Raw genomic sequence first — 16,094 nt, forward strand, 5'->3', positions numbered from 1 at the left:
GACTTACAGCTGTGCCTCTATCTCCTCAATCTCTTTACGCCATTGCGCCTGCAGCTGCGGCTTTTGATGCTTCGGCTTACGCGCCAGATCGTCTTCCAGCAGCGTTTCCAGCGCGACCAGCCGTTCGAGCAGATCGTCATACGGCGAGGGTTGAACCCTCGCCGCGTCGATGGCGGGCGCGGTGGATGTCGCCAGCCCCGCGCTTTCACGCAGGCGCTCAAACACCGCTTCTGCATCGTGCCACTCGCTCAGCTTTCCCTCTTCAATCAGCCAGAAACGGTTGCAGCTTTGGCTAATTAACTGACGGTCGTGGCTGACCAGCAGAACGCCGCCTTCAAACTGCTGAAGGGTTTGCGCCAGCGCCTCTTTGCCTTCCATGTCGAGGTGGTTGGTCGGCTCATCCAGCATCAGCAGGCTGTAGCGGGCAAGCGTCAGGCCAACGAACAGCAGGCGCGAGCGCTCGCCGCCGCTGAGCGTGCTGACCGTTTGCCCGTGACGCGCCCACGGGAAACCCGCGCTTATCAGCGCCATTTTGCGGTTCTGCGGATCCGGCGCGAAAGGCTCCAGCGCGTCGAGCAGCGTGGCGTTGTCCGCAAGCTGGTGAAGCGTCTGGTCGTAATAGCCTGGCGACACGCGCGGATGGATTTTCAACCCGCTGTCTGCGGACTCATCGGCAAACTGTTGCCAGATAAGCCTCATCAGCGACGATTTGCCGCAGCCGTTACGACCGACAATCGCCACGCGATCGCCGCTTTTTAGCCGCGCCATTTCGATGCTGAATAACGCCGGCAGGCCAGGTGCAGGAGGCACGTCGAGATTCTCCATTTCCAGCAAACGGTCGGCCCGCAGCGCGTCGCCGCGCAGGGTTAACGTCCACGGGCTGCCTGCCGTGAGCGCCGTCTGGCTCTCCTTCAGCCGTTCGACCTGTTTTTCCATCTGTTTGGCTTTGCGGGCAAGATCTTCGTTGTCGTAAACCTTGCCCCAGGTCGCCAGCCGCTTCGCGCTGGCGGTCACGCGGTCGATCTCCTTTTGCTCCGCCTTGTGGCGCTGCGCGTCGCTTTCATCCTTTGCTTCAAGCGCCTTGCGGGCGGCCGTGCAGGGAAGGGCGAAGTAGTGCAGCGTTTTATCGCGCAGGATCCAGCTGCCGTTAGTGACGGCATCCAGCAGCTGTCGGTCGTGCGAGACCAGCACGAAGCTGCCTGACCAGTTCTGCAGAAAGTGTTCCAGCCAGAGCATGGTCGGCAAATCAAGGTGGTTGCTGGGTTCATCGAGCAGGAGCAGATCCGGCTCGTGAATCAGGGCTCGCGCCAGCAGCAGGCGCGTGTGCTGCCCGCCGCTCAGCGTGGCGGATTGCAGCGCCATATCCTGCGGCGTGAAGCCCATGCCTGCCAGCAGCGTTTCGGCTTTCCAGCGCAGGCTATCGCGCTCGGCTAAAGGCAGCTGTGCGAGTACGGCATCCAGCATGGTCAGCGGGAAAATGGCGTCCGGAAGATGTTGTTCCACGCGCGCCATCAGGCAGTGCCCGGCCAGCGCTACCGTTCCGGCGGCGGGGGAGTCAGTGCCGTCCAGCACCTTCAGCAGCGTGCTTTTGCCGCAGCCGTTGTCGCCCAGCAGGCCAATGCGGTCGCCTTTTTTCAGCGTAAAGGAGAGTGAGTCGAAGAGCGTGCCAAACGCCGTATCAACGCGTAAAGATTGTGCAGTGAGTAAAGTGCTCATTGTTGCTTACCCAAGAGTTACAGGCATGTTTATGCCTCGTCAAACATCGCTGACGATAACTCAGTAAGCCCGAGAGAAGGGATTTCAGGGGTTGGTGTCTTCGCTCAAGCAGAAGTTATCGCAGCACGATACCGATAACGCTTGAGCTGGTGCGATCACCAAATGTATGTGAAACATTGAAAATTTCACAGTACAGCATAATTGGCCTCCTTATATATTCAGTAGGTTAATGGATGAAGGGAGTGTAGCGGGGGAAAAGGAGTTTGGCTAGTGGGGGGCGAATCTAATTCCCTCTCCCTTTGGGAGAGGGTTAGGGTGAGGGGAACATACGGCTGTCGTGGTCATTCCGTTCACTTTATGTTCCTTGCTACTCTGTAACGACATGACCTGTGAACGTGCCAGGGTGGCTCAGTCGCCACCACCCTGGCGACCCGGGCTCCCGGCGGTAAATCGCCGCTTCGCGGTGCCCTCGGCTTATTCCTTCCGGCTTATCGGGGATGGGCGGAGGTAACATCCCTGTAAAGCCCGCCCTCTCGGCGCATCCCTGCGCCTCGCCCCGGCCTGCAGGAAACGCCTCGGCGATTTACAGCCGGACCAGGGCGTGGCTGCAAGTTAATCATTTCGCTTCGAGAATCTGAATCGCTACTGGTTAATGAATTTATTGAAAGTCCCTCTCCCGAAGGGAGAGGGACCGGTCGGAGCGGATTAAATCGAGGTACGACGATAGCTGCGGTATTCAGGTTTCCAGAAGTTGTCGTCGATGGCCTGCTGCAGCGCGTCGGCAGAGGTTTTCACCGCCACGCCCTGCTGCTGCGCCATTTTACCTACCGCAAACGCGATAGCGCGCGACACCTTGTGAATGTCTTTCAGCTCCGGCAGCACCAGCCCTTCACCGTTGTTGACCAGCGGCGAGTAGCCCGCGAGGGTTTCGCTCGCCGACATCAGCATCTCATCGGTAATGCGGGACGCGCCGGAGGCGATCACGCCCAGCCCAATGCCCGGGAAGATGTAAGAGTTGTTGCACTGGGCGATCGGATAGGTTTTATCCTTCCACACCACCGGGTCGAACGGGCTGCCGGTCGCGACCAGCGCGTTACCTTCGGTCCAGGCGATGATGTCCTGCGGGGTGGCTTCCACGCGGGAGGTCGGGTTGGAAAGCGGCATCACGATAGGGCGCTCGCAGTGCTTGTGCATCTCGCGAATGATCTCTTCGGTGAAGAGACCGGTTTGCCCGGAAACGCCGATCAGAATATCCGGCTTCACGTTGCGCACCACGTCCAGCAGGGAAAGGACTTCGTTGTCGGTATCCCAGTTTTTCAGGTTATCGCGCTTCTGCACCAGCTTGTTCTGGAACGGCAGCAGGTTCGGCATAGCGTCGGTCAGCAGGCCGAAACGGTCAACCATAAAGACGCGGGAGCGGGCCAGCTCTTCGCTTAAGCCTTCGCGCTGCGTCTGGGCGATGATCTGCTCGGCGATACCACAGCCCGCAGAGCCTGCGCCCAGGAAGACGATTTTCTGGTAGCTCAGCTGGCTGCCGGCTGCGCGGCTGGCAGCGATAAGCGTACCCACGGTCACGGCCGCGGTACCCTGGATGTCGTCGTTAAAGGAGCAGATCTCATCGCGATAGCGGTTCAGCAGCGGCATCGCGTTTTTCTGCGCGAAGTCTTCAAACTGCAGCAGAACGTCCGGCCAGCGGTGCTTCACGGCCTGAATGAAATCGTCGACAAACTGATAGTACTCGTCGTCGGTAATGCGCGGATGGCGCCAGCCCATATAGAGCGGATCGTTGAGCAACTGCTGGTTATTGGTCCCGACGTCCAGCACCACCGGCAGGGTATACGCCGGGCTGATGCCGCCGCAGGCGGTGTAGAGAGAGAGTTTACCGATTGGGATCCCCATCCCGCCAATGCCCTGGTCGCCGAGGCCGAGAATACGTTCGCCGTCGGTCACCACAATCACTTTGATATTGTGGTTTGGCACGTTCTGCAGAATATCGTCCATGTTGTGACGGTTCTGATAGGAGATGAATACCCCGCGTGAACGACGGTAGATCTCTGAGAAACGCTCGCAGGCCGCACCCACCGTAGGGGTGTAGATCACCGGCATCATCTCTTCGAGATGGTTCTGCACCAGGCGATAGAAGAGGGTTTCATTGGTGTCCTGAATGTTGCGCAGGTAGATGTGCTTGTCGATTTCGGTTTTGAAACCCTGATACTGGATCCACGCGCGCTCCGCCTGTTCTTCAATGGTTTCAACCACTTCGGGCAGTAAACCCAGCAGATTAAAGCTGCTGCGCTCTTCCATGCTGAAGGCGCTGCCTTTGTTGAGCAGGGGGAATTCGAGTAAAACCGGTCCGGCGTATGGGATGTATAAGGAACGATGTTTTTTCAGTTTGTTGTCCATGTCACTCACTCTTTTTATGAAGATCCGTCCCTGACACTGCTGTTTGTCATCTTTCTGGCCTGTGCGATGGGGTGCGGTCAGGCGGTATTATAAAGGAGCTAAATATTAATTACCGCAACACATAAACAAAAACACCATCGGGATTACCGATGGTGTTCTGGATCTCAGTCTGGAACTTACTTGCCGGCGTGGCGTTTTCTGCCGGTGGCGTGAGTGACCTGCGTTTCGTGGTCGCCTTCAATCACCACTTTACGCTGATTTGAAAGCTTGTAATTCAGTCCCAGAATATGGCGTGCCTGACGGTTCGATTTCATGTTAACTCCTCAATCCTGTTGATAGTTTTAAGGACCAGTTTGCTTACGCAAACGAAATGTAACCCCTTAGGTTGCAGATCCAGCTTAGCAGGTTTTTACAAGGGTGCGTTTTGCCCGCTAACGACGTAGTTAATGGTCTGCTGGTAGATGTCACTGAGGATGTCATTATCCGTGGATTCCACCCATTTGGTCAGTTCCATCAAAATGTCATCTTCAGTCACAGCACCGTGCTCGGCGTGAAGACCCTGCGCAATCGCGTTAACGAGTTCAGGTTGTGCTGCTGCGGTATTAGCCGGGTAATAAGTAAACATGCTGCCTCCGTGTCGTTGTCTGTTTAATGGTACGGCTCGCAAAAAATTTAATTCATAAATAGAATGGCAAATATTTTCCCGGTTGTGGTTCAGATTCATCTTAGAAATAAAAATGACATAAGTGCATGCTTTTATGAGCTTTTAAAGGGTGTGGCTATATCGACGGGTAACGGCGGGGATATTTTGGTGGAGCTCCTGCTATCGCGGAAATATAGCAGGAGCCGTTTTTAAATTACCACTTCATTTCGCCAGTATTCACTTTGGAGCTTAATTCCAGCGAGCTTTCATCCGCCAGGCCCGGATACTGTTTTTTCAGGGTGCTGATAACGCCTGCGGAATCTTTATGTGCGGCTAAAGCCTTTTCAAAGCGCTGCAGATAGTCGCGGGTAAACTCAATCGCGCCAGTGCCCGCTGGTGGGGTGCCCAGATAGTGGCCCGGGATCACGCGCTCAGGTTTGTGCGCGGCCATATTCTCCAGCGTTTCCTGCCACTGCTTGCGGCTTTCCGGCGTCTGGGTGTCTGCTGTCCAGACGTGAATACCCCAGGCTACCCCGGTGCCGCCGAGGATCGTTTTTGCTGACGGGATCCACACATAGGCCGCGTAGCTGTCTGGCTGCTCGATATCGACCTTTTCCCCGTCAACCATGAACGTGGTGGAGGCAAGCACCTGCGGGACGACCAGCTCCGTTGGCGCGCCGTCCTTCATCTGCGGGCCCCAGAAGGCGAGCTTGGCGTCTTTGGTGGCTTTAATATGGTCAACCACATGCTGCGTGGCCACCACTTTGGCATTCGGGAAGGCTTTGACCAGCGGCTGCAGGCCAAAATAGAAATCCGGATCGCCGGAGGTGATCACAATCTTGTTCAGGGTTTTACCGCTGCGGCGAATTTTCTCTACCAGCGCTTCGCCATCCTTCACGCTGAACTGCGCGTCAAACAGCACCGCCTCTTTCGGGCCGGAAACCAGCGTGGAGGAGACCGGGAAAATGCCTTTTTCCTGCGGGTTATAGGTATCAATGGTTAACGGCGCGGCAAAAACCGCAGAAGTGAAAAGGGTGGAAAGCAGGGCAAGGTGAGTGAATTTCATGCTGTTGTCTCTGTTGTTCAGGAATGTGTCTATTGTACGGATATTCTCATTTGCCAGAATTCCTGAAACAAGACATGCTTAGTTTCATAAATCGAGCAAATGGAGCTTATATGGATCGCGTTATCGCCGCTCAGGTTTACAACCGGATATGCGAGCTGGGCAGTTTGAGCGCGGCGGCCCGCGCGTTGGGCATTTCCCGACCGATGGTGAGCCGCTACCTTGAACAAATGGAGAAGTGGGCGGGAACGCGCCTGGTAAACCGCTCCACGCGCAAGCTGACGCTGACCGCGGCAGGGGAAAAGGTGCTGCAAAAAACGCGGACGCTCTCGCAGATTTCGCAGGAAATCGAGGGCCAGTCGGAGAAAGATCTGCCGTCCGGCACGCTGCGGGTGGCCTGCGCCCATTTTACCGCCATGCACCTGATTGCGCCGGTCCTGCCTGAGCTGCTCTCGCGCTACCCGCAGCTGCGCATCGAGCTGGACGTGAATAACCACCCGGTCAGCCTGGTGGGAGAGCGCATTGATGTCGCCGTGCGCATTACCGACAACCCCGAACCCGGCATGATTGCCCGCCGGCTGGGGGAGTGTCGCTCGGTGCTTTGCGCCTCGCCGGAGTACCTGGCACAGCACGGTATCCCCGTCAGCCCTGAAGAATTAGCGCAGCACAACTGTCTGCACTACAGCTTTTTTGCCGGGCAGTCCTGGCACTTTCTGACGCCGGAAGGGGAAAGCCTGAGCGTGGCCGTCAGCGGCAACCTGAGCGCCAGCATCTCTTCGCTGTTGATGGACGCAGCGATTAAGCACTGCGGTATCGCCATGCTGCCGGAGCGCGAAGCGTCTGCCGCGCTGGACCAGGGATTGCTGGTGCCGGTACTGGAGGCGCTTGAGCCGAAACCGCTTGCCATCCATGGCATTTATCAGTCCCGGGAATACCAGCCTGCCGCGCTGCGCGTGTTCCTTGACGAACTGTCGCGCTACCTGGCATAAGAAAGGATTACTTCGCCTTTAGCCAGGGAGACGTCGTGCTCCAGAAAATAATATCGGCACCGAGATAACTTTCGCCGAAGCGGACAAATTCCGCTTTGGTGAACGGTTTTCCGGTCTGAGGATCCTTATAGGTCAGGGTCGGCTCCTGAACCGCCATGGCGATGAGCGGCAGCGTCTGTTTATTTTTATGGAAGAAGGGATAGGCGTTCTTCATGTGGGCCTTGCGGTTGGGAACAATGTCCGGCCCACCCAGGCCGATATTGTTAGCGCTGGCATACGCAAACAGACGCCCCATGTAGTTGTGGTCATTATCCCATTCGCACGGCCAGAAGTTCACGTACTGCACCACGTGAGATTTCTGAAAAGCCTTTCGCGCAAAGGCCAGGTTTTCCATTTCACCCGCGAAATAGCTGTCGCAGGTAAATCCGGCGGGCGGATTTTTTTCGTCGAGATCAATGGCGGTTTCGGGCAGGTTTACCCCATACACCTTGCCATCAAAGCGTTTCGCGAGGGCGGCCAGCAGTGCCTGGTAGCGCTGGCGCACGGAAGGATCCCACTGACGCGCCACCCATCCTGAACCGACCGGCTTGCCTTCGCCGGGGTTATCGAACTGCGGCGCAATCCCGCCACCGTATTGTGTGTCGCGCATGAGATAGTCCGGCACGTAGCGGGCGTCCGGCTCAAAGAAACGATCCTGGATTTGAATAAAGAGTTTTTTTCCGGCGGCCTTAACGCGCGCCAGATCCTGTTCAATCCGCGAGAAGTCATAGCTGTCCTTCTCGGGTTCCAGCAGGCGCCAGTTGTAAACGATCTGCACGCCGCCGATATCGCTTCGCGCAACAAGCGGGAACGCCGCGTCGAGATCGCCCGAGCTGGTATAGATAAAGTTCTCCGGCGTTTTCGCCAGTGAAGAGAGCGACAGAGCCAGCGTGGTGACGGCAACGGCCATCCTGATTTTTAGCGCCATATCATTATCCTTTTTGTCGGTACAGCAGGTGAAAGTCCTGGAATTGTCTGTGTTCCAGGGTGGGTCAGATGCGTAGTCTATACTTAACCCTTTGTAAGCCAAAAGGAGAGCAAGAATGACTATTCATAAGCACGGTTCGGCACACTGGTCTGGCGACATTAAGCGCGGAAAAGGAACGGTTTCCACCGAGAGCGGCGTTCTCAATCAGCAGCCTTATGGTTTCAATACCCGCTTTGAGGGCGAAAAGGGGACCAACCCCGAAGAGCTGATTGGCGCGGCACATGCGGCCTGCTTCTCGATGGCGCTGTCGCTGATGCTCGGCGAAGCGGGCTATACCGCCGATTCCATTGATACCACCGCGGACGTCTCTCTGGATAAAACCGACGGCGGCTTTGCCATCACTAAGGTTGCCCTGAAAAGCAAGGTGACCGTTCCCGGCATCGCCCCGCAGCAGTTCGACGGCATTATTCAGAAAGCAAAAGCGGGCTGTCCGGTCTCGCAGCTCCTGAAAGCTGAGATTACGCTGGACTATAAGCTTAACTAAGCCCCAGCCGGGTTCGCGCCCGGCTACCCCTTCAGCGCGGCGGGGAATACCTCCGCCAGCCAGGCGATAAAAACCTTCAGCCTGTGCGTCAAATGCCGGTTCTGCGGGTAAACCACATGAAACGGATAGGCGGCAGGGCGCCAGTCGCCCAGGATCGCCGCCAGCGTTCCCGCCTGCAAATACGCCTTTGCCGAATACTCAAAGGTTTGAACGATCCCCAGCCCCGCCGCGGCAGCCGCCAGATGGGCATTACTTTCATTGACGCCAAGATAGTGCGGAATGGTGATTTCCAGCGCCTCGCCGTTCTGCCGGAAGCGAAACGGAAAGGGCCGTCCGGTGACGGGCGAGAGATAGCTAATCAGCTTGTGGCCGTTGCGCAGCTCCTGCGGATAGGCCGGGACGCCGTGATTTTTCAGGTAACCCGGCGTCGCGCAGGTGACCATTTCGGCGTTACCGAGATGACGGGCGATGAGAGTTGAATCGTCCAGCGGCCCGCCGCGGATCACGCAGTCTACGTTACCGCTGATGAGATCGACCGGCCGGTCGGCCACGCCTAGGTCGATGCGGATCTCCGGGTAGCGCCGCATAAAGTCCGGCAGCAGGGGGATGAGCACGTCCCGGGCGGTGGAGCCGCCCACGTCAACCCGCAAATGCCCTTTTGGCGTCGCGCGGGAAACGCGAAACGAGGTGTCGATATCTTCGATATCAATCAGCACCCTGAGCGCTTTTTCATAGTATTCCATCCCTTCAGGCGTCGCGACCACCCGGCGAGTGGTGCGGTGCAGAAGGCGTATCTCCAGGTGCGACTCTAGCGATTTAACCAGCTTGCTCAGCGTGGCGATCGGCATATTCAGCGAGTCCGCCGCGCGGGTAAAACTGCCGGACTCCACGACCCGCGTAAAGGCGCGCATCGCCATGAGCTGGTCCATGATGACCTCGGATTATTTCTGTTTGTGAATAGTCATTTTCATTTTTGCCCGTTTTTCACTAATGCCGCAAGGGCTAAAGTTTGTCCAACGCAAACCCAACAAAAGGTAAATGACATGAACACGACTCTCTCAGGAAAAATCGCACTGGTCACCGGCGGCAGCACCGGCATTGGTCTTGCCACGGCGCAGGAGCTGGCGGCACAGGGCGCAAAGGTCTACATCACCGGTCGTCGCCAGGCCGAGCTGGACGCGGCGGTGGCGGAAATTGCTTCAACCGCAGTGGGCATTCGCGCGGACGCCTCAAAGCTTGCCGATCTGGATGAGGTTTATGCCCGGATAGCCAAAGAAGAAGGCCGTCTTGATATCCTGTTCGCCAATGCCGGTGGCGGCGATATGCTGCCGCTGGGCGCGATCACCGAAGAGCAGTTTGACCGGATTTTTGGCACCAACGTGCGCGGAGTGCTGTTCACGGTGCAGAAGGCGCTGCCGCTGCTGTCCGCCGGATCGTCGATTATTCTGACCGGCTCGACGGTGTCCATTAAAGGGACGGCCAACTTCAGCGTCTACAGCGCCAGCAAGGCCGCCGTGCGCAACTTTGCCCGCTCCTGGGCGCTGGATTTGCAGGGCCGCGGGATCCGCGTCAACGTGGTGAGCCCGGGCCCGATCAAAACGCCGGGTCTCGGCGATCTGGTGCCGGAAGAACACCGTCAGGGGCTGTACGACGCGCTGGCCGCGCAGGTACCGCTGGGGCGTTTAGGCGCGCCGGGTGAGGTGGGGAAAGCGGTGGCGTTTCTGGCCTCCGACGCGGCCAGCTTTATTAACGCCACCGAGCTGTTTGTGGACGGCGGGATGGCGCAAATCTAACCCAGACTGCGCCAGCAGCGCACGTTACGGCCCTCGCGTGAGGGCTGTAGCGGCTGCGGCTGTTCACACCCCTGCGCTGCCATCGGACAACGGTCACGGAAAAAACAGCCTTCGGGCAGATGACGATTGCCGGGAAGCTCCGTTTTGCGTAACGCCAGATTTTCATCCAGCGGTTCACCGGTGCGGGGAACCGAGTCGAGCAGCAGACGGGTATAGGGATGGCGCGGCTCGCCAAGCACCTGCGCGGCGCTGCCCAGCTCCACAATCTGCCCGAGGTACATCACCGCCACGCGGTCGCTCATGTGTCTGACCACCGATACGTTGTGCGAGATTAACACGTAGGTCAGATTACGCTGCTGCTGCAGGTTCACCAGCAGGTTGAGGATTTGCGCCTGCACGGAGATATCCAGCGCGCTGGTGGGTTCATCAAGCACGATAATATCGGGGTTGGAGGAGAGCGCCCGGGCGATGGCGATGCGCTGGCGCTGCCCGCCGGAGAAGGCGTGCGGAAGCCTGTCGAGATATTCCGGGCGAATGCCCACCTGCAGCGCCAGGTTTTCTGCCAGCTGGCGGCGTTCGCGTTCGCTGCTGCGTTTTTGCACCCACACCGGCTCGGTGATGATGCGCCAGACCGGCAATCGCGGGTCGAGGGAGGAGAGCGGATCCTGAAACACCATCTGCATGCCGCCCGCGTGGTGCGCCCGCTGACACGCGCCGGTGCTGGGCTTAAGCATGCCCATCAGCAGCTGGGCCAGCGTGCTTTTCCCGCAGCCGGATTCCCCGACAATGCCCAGCGTTTCCCCGCGACGGATCTGCAGATCGAGCCCGTTGAGGGCATGGACCTGTTCCGTCACGCGGCCCAGCCAGTTTTTGCGCGCCGCAAAGTTCACGTGCACGCTATCCAGTTCCAGCAGTACATCAGACATGGTGTTTCTCCCGTTGCGGATACCAGCAGGCGGCCTGTTGGCCTTCTGCGCCACTCGACGCTAAGCGCGGCGTTTCGCTGCATTTCGCCCCGGCGGCAAAGCAGCGCTCGCGGAAGGCGCAACCCTGCGGAAGCTGGCTGAGGTTGGGCACCGTGCCGGGGATGGCGGGAAGCAGGTCGCGCGGCTGGCCGTTTTCCGGTGCGCACCGCAGCAGGCCGATGGAGTAGGGATGCACGGGGCGGTGGATCAGCGTTTGCGTGGCACCGCTCTCGATCACGCTGCCCGCATACATCACGTACATTCTGTCGCAAAGCTGCGACACCACGGCCATATCATGGCTGATAAACAGCACCGAGGTCCCGCTGGCCCGCGCCTTATGCTTCAGCAGGCGCAGCACCTGGAGCTGGACGGTAACGTCCAGCGCGGTGGTCGGTTCGTCGGCAATGATCAGCTCCGGCTCGCAGGAGAAGGCAAGGGCGATCATCACCCGCTGGCGCATGCCGCCGGAGAGTTCAAACGGATAACGCTCCATGACCTGCTTCGCGTCCGGGATTTGCATCTCTTCCAGCAGGGTAATCGCCTTCTGCTGCGCCTCGCGCCGCGAAAGCGGCTGATGCTGGCGGATCACCTCCACCATCTGTTTGCCAATCCGCCGCGTCGGGTTGAGGGCTGTCATCGGCTCCTGAAAAATCATCGCCACTCGGGCACCGCGCCAATGGCGAAGCTGCTTCTCGGACGCCGTCAGGACGTTTTCACCGAGTAACTTCACCTGACCGTGATGAATGCGGTAGCTTGCTTCCGGCAGCAGCCGCATGGCGAGCATGGCGGTCACGGATTTGCCCGAACCCGACTCGCCCACCACGCCGACAATTTCGCCCCTGCCGATCTCCAGCGAGACGTGATTCAGCGCGTGAACCTCACCGCGAAAAATCGGGAAGCTCAGGTGCAGGTCCTCAATACGTAATACCGGTTCGGTCATCACTGTTTTCCTCCTGACTTCGGATCCAGCAGATCGCGGATACCGTCGCCAAACAGGTTAAAGCCCACGGCGGTAATTAAAATCGCCGCACCGGGAAAGGCGCAGTACCACCACTGGTCCAGGACGTAGTTACGGCCCACGGCCACCATCGCCCCCCATTCGGCGGTCGGCTGCTGCGCGCCAAGGCCGATAAACCCCAGCGTGGCGGCCATCAGAATGGCGCTACCGATATCCAGCGAAGCTTGCACAATCAGCGGCGGCAGGGCGTTGCGCAGGATATGCCAGCGGATCAAATGCCAGCGGGACGCGCCAAAGGTGCGGGCGGCCTGGACGTAGGTAAACTGGCGCACCACCAGGGTTTGCCCGCGCGCCAGGCGGACGTAAAACGGGATGCGGACAATCGCAATCGCCAGCATGGCGTTGAACAGGCTCGGCCCGAGCGCGGCGGCCAGCGCCATGGTCAGCACCAGGGAAGGAATGGAGAGCATGATGTCCATCACCCGCATGATGATGGCGTCGCCGCGCCCGCCCAGCACGCCGGAAAAACAGCCCAGCAGTGAGCCAATGCCGCCCGCAATCGCCACCACCGCCAGCCCGGCGGTAATCGACTGCTGGCTGCCCGTCAGCACGCGGCTGAACAGGTCGCGTCCCACCTCATCGGTACCAAACCAGTGTTGCGCAGACGGCGCCTGCAGGCGGGCGGTCAAATCCAGCGCGTTCGGGTCATGCGGAACGATCCACGGCGAAGCCACCATCAGGAAGAGCATCGCAATCATAATGACGCCGCCAACGATCGTGAGCGGGCTTTGACGCAGCATCCAGAACAGCTTTGCCCAGTTGATGCGTTGTCCGGCGGTTTTAGCCGGGACGGGCGTTTCCTGCGTTAACATCATTCGGCACCTCCGCGCCCGATTCGCGGGTCAATCCACAGGTAAAGCAGATCGACCACCAGATTAACCAGCACGTAGGCCAGCGAAACGACGACGGCAAACCCCATTACGGCAGGGAAATCGAGCGCCTGAATGGATGTCACCACCCAGGCGCCCATGCCCGGCCAGGCAAAGACGGTTTCGGTCAGCACGGCGCCGTAAAGCAGATCGCCCAGCGCCAGCCCGAGGACGGTGATGGACGGGATCATCGCATTGGGCAGGGCGTAGCGCAGGACGATGTACCAGCCGGGCAGGCCGCTGGCGCGCGCGGTGCGGATGTAATCCTCGCTAAGCTGCTCCAGCATCGCCGAACGGACCTGGCGCGCCACGATCCCCAGGTGAACAAACGCCAGCGTCAGCGAGGGTAAAATCAGGTGCTGAAGCGCGTTGAAAAAGACCTCACCGTTGCCCTCCAGCAGCGCGTCCAGCAGATAAAAGCCGGTGACGTGCGTCGGGGGATCGAGCCAGTCGTCCAGCCTGCCGCCGCCCGGCAGGATCTGCAGGTGCCCGTAGAACAGCACAATGACGCCCAGCCCAAGCCAGAAGGCCGGCGTGGAGATCCCGGTCATCGCCATTAAACGCACCAGGTGATCCAGCCAGCGGTTGCGGTACACCGCCGATAAAATCCCCAGCGGCACGCCGATGACCAGCGCCAGCAGCAGAGAACAAAAGGCCAGCTCCAGCGTGGCGGGGAAAAAGGCCTTCAGGTCTTCCGCGACCGGGCGTCCGGTACGGATGGACGTGCCTAAATCGCCGTGGGCCAGAGCGTCCACGTAGCGGCCAAACTGAACATACAGGGGCTGGTCCAGCCCTAGCTGCTGGCGGATGTTCTGCACGATTTCGTCGCTGGCGCGGTCGCCGGCCAGCAGACGGGCCGGATCGCCGGGGATCAGGTGTGAAATAATAAAGGTGATAATACAGACACCGGCCACCACCAGGATTAACCCCCAGCAGCGCTGGCGCACTATGCTCCAGAACGTCATACGCTTTCCCCCGGCGAGAACCGTTATTTGCTCATGGTGGCGATGTTGAACACCTGCTCAAGCATTGGATTAAAGGTGAAGCCTTTGACCTCTTTGTTCATCGCCAGCTGGTAGTTTTTCTGGAACAGATAAACGTAGGCCGCCTCGTCGATAACCACCTTTTGCGCCTGCTGGTAATCTTTGGTGCGTTCCGCCTGGTCGGTGGTTTTCAGCGCGGCCTGCAGCAGCGAATCAACCTCTTTGTTCTCATAGAACGAGCGGTTGCCCGGCAGCCCTTTTTTGTCCGATTCGAACCAGTAGTTCATGAACATGTACGGGTCGGCAAAGTCCGGGCTCCAGTTGCCGATGGCAATGTCGTAATCGCCTTTTCCGACGCGGTCGCGCATGGTGGCGTTGGCCAGTTTTTCCAGCTTGACGCTAATGCCGATCTTGCCGAGGCTGGCCTGAGTGGAGAGGGCGATAGGCTCCCAGTTCGGATCGTTGTCCGAGTAGAGGAAGGTCAGGCTGGCGGGTTTGTCTTTGACCTTCTCCAGCGCGGCTTTAGCTTTGGCCTCGTCAAAGCTGTACTGCATTGCCGTGGCGTCAAAGCCCCACATGCCTTCCGGGATCGGGCCGCGCATCTGCTTGCCGTTGCCGCTCAGAATGCCTTTCACCATCCCCTGGTAATCCGTCGCCCAGGAGATGGCCCGGCGTAAATCCACCTGATTGAGCGGCGCTTTGCTGTTGTTGAGATAGAGGTAAGTCACGCGCAGGGACGGGTATTCCGCGACGGCGACTTTACCTTCCTGCTTCAGGGCCGCAAGCTGATCGACCGGCAGGGAGTCGGCAATGTCCAGATCGCCGCGGGAAAGCTGCAGTCGGCGCGAGGCGCTCTCACCGATAATTTTCACCGATACGCGCTTAAAGTGCGGCTTTTCACCCTGCCCGTGGGGGTTAGGCACCAGGATCAGCTGCTGGCCTTTCTGCCAGCTTTTCAGCATAAACGGCCCGGAACCGGCGGTGTTTTGCGCCAGAAAACCGCGAGCATCGTCTGCCGCGTTGGCCTTCAGCACCGCCGGGTTAATGATGGACGCCCCGTCGTTTGCAAGCGTGTAGAGGAACGGTGCGAACGGCTGGCTGAGGGTGAACTTCACCGTATGGTCATCGACGGCATCAATTTTCAGGTCTTTCGGGAAGGCTTCAGACGGCCCCTGGCCGAGCTTCAGCAGGCGCTCAAAGGAGAGTTTTACCGCCTCGGCGGTGACCGGCGTGCCGTCGGAGAATTTCGCGTTATCCGCCAGGGTAAAGGTCCACTCTTTCTGGTCGTCAGACGCCTTCCAGCCCGTCGCCAGATCGCCTTCCACCTCGGTAGAGCCTGGCTTGTACTTGACCAGACGCTGGTAGGACGGATAGGTGACGGTCCAGTCGTTGTTATCAATGGTGATGGCAGGATCGAGCGTTTGCGGGTCGGCGGCTTTACCGATCGCCAGCATATCTTTCGGGACGGCAGCCAGCGCCAGCGGTGCGCTCAGGGCCAGCGTGGCGGCGATCAGCGTCGAGAGAAGCGATGTTTTCATGGCAGTGCTCCAGGTTTAGAGAGAAGTGTGCGTCAGGGGAAAACAGGCAAAACGGTCGTCAAGCAGCGGGTAGCTGGCGGCGTTCGGCAGTTCGAAGTGCCACCATTCGCTGCTGATACCGACAAAACCACCGCCGAACATGATGGCGTTCAACAGCAGACGGTTGCGCTGGGCGTGCGGCGGCACGGAGGGGTGATACGGATGCGAGCGGTCGTGCATTTCGTCAAAACCGGCCCCCATATCCAGCACGGCGTTATGTTCATCCATCAGGGTGACGTCGATGGCCGTACCGCGGCTGTGATTGGAGCCAATCGCCACGTCGACCACGTATTCCGGGTTCGGGCAGGCATCCCACAGCTGGGCCTGCGCCTGCTGCGGCCGATAGGCGTCGTACACCACCAGCTTCAGCCCGGCCAGCGAGGCAATGCTGATGGCTTTTGCCAGCGCGGTGGCCGCGTCGGTATGCAGCAGGCACAGCGCCTCCTGATAGATCGGACGGCCGGTGATGTTGTCGGCGGTGGCGTATTTCAGATCGATATGCAGCGTGGGAAACGTCTTCGCCACATCAATCAGTTCACTCTCTTCGGGCATAGCTCCGCTCCT

General features: G+C 59.1%; 16 protein-coding genes. 3 read left to right on the forward strand and 13 right to left on the reverse strand.

Annotated features, from left to right (window positions below; genetic code table 11):
• Positions 1-3 precede the first annotated feature (3 nt).
• The 5 genes from UR289_RS13620 to UR289_RS13640 all read right to left on the reverse strand — a co-directional run bounded on the left by UR289_RS13620 (position 4) and on the right by UR289_RS13640 (position 5,828).
• A complete protein-coding gene (locus tag UR289_RS13620; RefSeq protein WP_320710475.1) occupies positions 4-1,716 on the reverse strand; it encodes an ABC-F family ATP-binding cassette domain-containing protein in 1,713 nt (570 codons plus the stop codon).
• A 705-nt stretch (positions 1,717-2,421) separates the two neighbouring features.
• Positions 2,422-4,119, reverse strand: a complete 1,698-nt coding sequence (locus tag UR289_RS13625) for an NAD-dependent malic enzyme (protein WP_039262819.1) — start codon at positions 4,117-4,119, stop codon at positions 2,422-2,424.
• 176 nt (positions 4,120-4,295) lie between these two features.
• A complete protein-coding gene (gene sra / locus UR289_RS13630; RefSeq protein WP_008501714.1) occupies positions 4,296-4,433 on the reverse strand; it encodes a stationary-phase-induced ribosome-associated protein in 138 nt (45 codons plus the stop codon).
• A gap of 95 nt (positions 4,434-4,528) precedes the next feature.
• The gene (bdm, locus tag UR289_RS13635) at positions 4,529-4,744 is read right to left on the reverse strand and encodes a biofilm-dependent modulation protein (RefSeq protein WP_013096534.1); all 216 of its coding nucleotides are present in this window, start codon (positions 4,742-4,744) and stop codon (positions 4,529-4,531) included.
• A gap of 232 nt (positions 4,745-4,976) precedes the next feature.
• A complete protein-coding gene (locus UR289_RS13640) occupies positions 4,977-5,828 on the reverse strand; it encodes a Vmh family MBL fold metallo-hydrolase (protein WP_320710479.1) in 852 nt (283 codons plus the stop codon).
• 110 nt (positions 5,829-5,938) lie between these two features.
• On the opposite strand from UR289_RS13640, the gene UR289_RS13645 reads away from it, so the two are divergent.
• On the forward strand, positions 5,939-6,814 hold the full coding sequence (locus tag UR289_RS13645) for a LysR family transcriptional regulator (RefSeq protein WP_033145627.1): 876 nt from the start codon (positions 5,939-5,941) through the stop codon (positions 6,812-6,814).
• Between the two features lie 7 nt (positions 6,815-6,821).
• Here UR289_RS13645 and UR289_RS13650 read toward each other — a convergent pair whose 3' ends face one another.
• A complete protein-coding gene (locus tag UR289_RS13650) occupies positions 6,822-7,781 on the reverse strand; it encodes a hypothetical protein (protein WP_033145626.1) in 960 nt (319 codons plus the stop codon).
• A gap of 115 nt (positions 7,782-7,896) precedes the next feature.
• Between UR289_RS13650 and UR289_RS13655 the strand changes: the two genes are divergently transcribed.
• Positions 7,897-8,325: an OsmC family protein gene (locus UR289_RS13655; protein ID WP_023311893.1), complete on the forward strand. Its 429-nt coding sequence runs from the start codon at positions 7,897-7,899 to the stop codon at positions 8,323-8,325.
• A 23-nt stretch (positions 8,326-8,348) separates the two neighbouring features.
• Here the strand turns inward: UR289_RS13655 and UR289_RS13660 are convergent, their stop codons facing one another.
• The gene (locus tag UR289_RS13660; RefSeq protein ID WP_214538435.1) at positions 8,349-9,254 is read right to left on the reverse strand and encodes a LysR family transcriptional regulator; all 906 of its coding nucleotides are present in this window, start codon (positions 9,252-9,254) and stop codon (positions 8,349-8,351) included.
• Positions 9,255-9,368: 114 nt separating this feature from the next.
• Here UR289_RS13660 and UR289_RS13665 point away from each other — a divergent pair, with 114 nt between their 5' ends.
• On the forward strand, positions 9,369-10,118 hold the full coding sequence (locus tag UR289_RS13665) for an SDR family NAD(P)-dependent oxidoreductase (protein WP_058840956.1): 750 nt from the start codon (positions 9,369-9,371) through the stop codon (positions 10,116-10,118).
• Here the strand turns inward: UR289_RS13665 and UR289_RS13670 are convergent.
• The 6 genes from UR289_RS13670 to ddpX are packed head-to-tail and all read right to left on the reverse strand — an operon-like array spanning position 10,115 to position 16,082.
• On the reverse strand, positions 10,115-11,044 hold the full coding sequence (locus UR289_RS13670) for an ABC transporter ATP-binding protein (protein WP_047060929.1): 930 nt from the start codon (positions 11,042-11,044) through the stop codon (positions 10,115-10,117). The genes UR289_RS13665 and UR289_RS13670 overlap by 4 nt on opposite strands.
• Positions 11,037-12,023, reverse strand: a complete 987-nt coding sequence (locus tag UR289_RS13675; protein WP_320710484.1) for an ABC transporter ATP-binding protein — start codon at positions 12,021-12,023, stop codon at positions 11,037-11,039. Before UR289_RS13675 ends, UR289_RS13670 begins: the two co-directional genes overlap by 8 nt.
• Positions 12,023-12,916, reverse strand: coding sequence for a D,D-dipeptide ABC transporter permease (gene ddpC / locus UR289_RS13680; protein WP_029740902.1), 894 nt, complete (start codon positions 12,914-12,916; stop codon positions 12,023-12,025). Before ddpC ends, UR289_RS13675 begins: the two co-directional genes overlap by 1 nt.
• Entirely contained in the window at positions 12,913-13,935 is a 1,023-nt protein-coding gene (locus UR289_RS13685) for an ABC transporter permease (protein WP_033145620.1), read from the reverse strand. The genes ddpC and UR289_RS13685 overlap by 4 nt, the downstream gene beginning before the upstream one ends.
• 23 nt (positions 13,936-13,958) lie before the next feature.
• Positions 13,959-15,491 (reverse strand): ABC transporter substrate-binding protein, encoded by a 1,533-nt coding sequence (locus tag UR289_RS13690; RefSeq protein WP_320710486.1) that lies wholly within the window; start codon positions 15,489-15,491, stop codon positions 13,959-13,961.
• A gap of 15 nt (positions 15,492-15,506) precedes the next feature.
• Positions 15,507-16,082, reverse strand: coding sequence for a D-alanyl-D-alanine dipeptidase (gene ddpX, locus UR289_RS13695; protein WP_023311885.1), 576 nt, complete (start codon positions 16,080-16,082; stop codon positions 15,507-15,509).
• Positions 16,083-16,094 lie beyond the last annotated feature (12 nt).

The sequence above is a fragment of the Enterobacter sp. 302C9 genome (genome assembly GCF_034106085.1).
In the GTDB taxonomy this organism is placed as follows: Bacteria; Pseudomonadota; Gammaproteobacteria; order Enterobacterales; family Enterobacteriaceae; genus Enterobacter; species Enterobacter asburiae_B.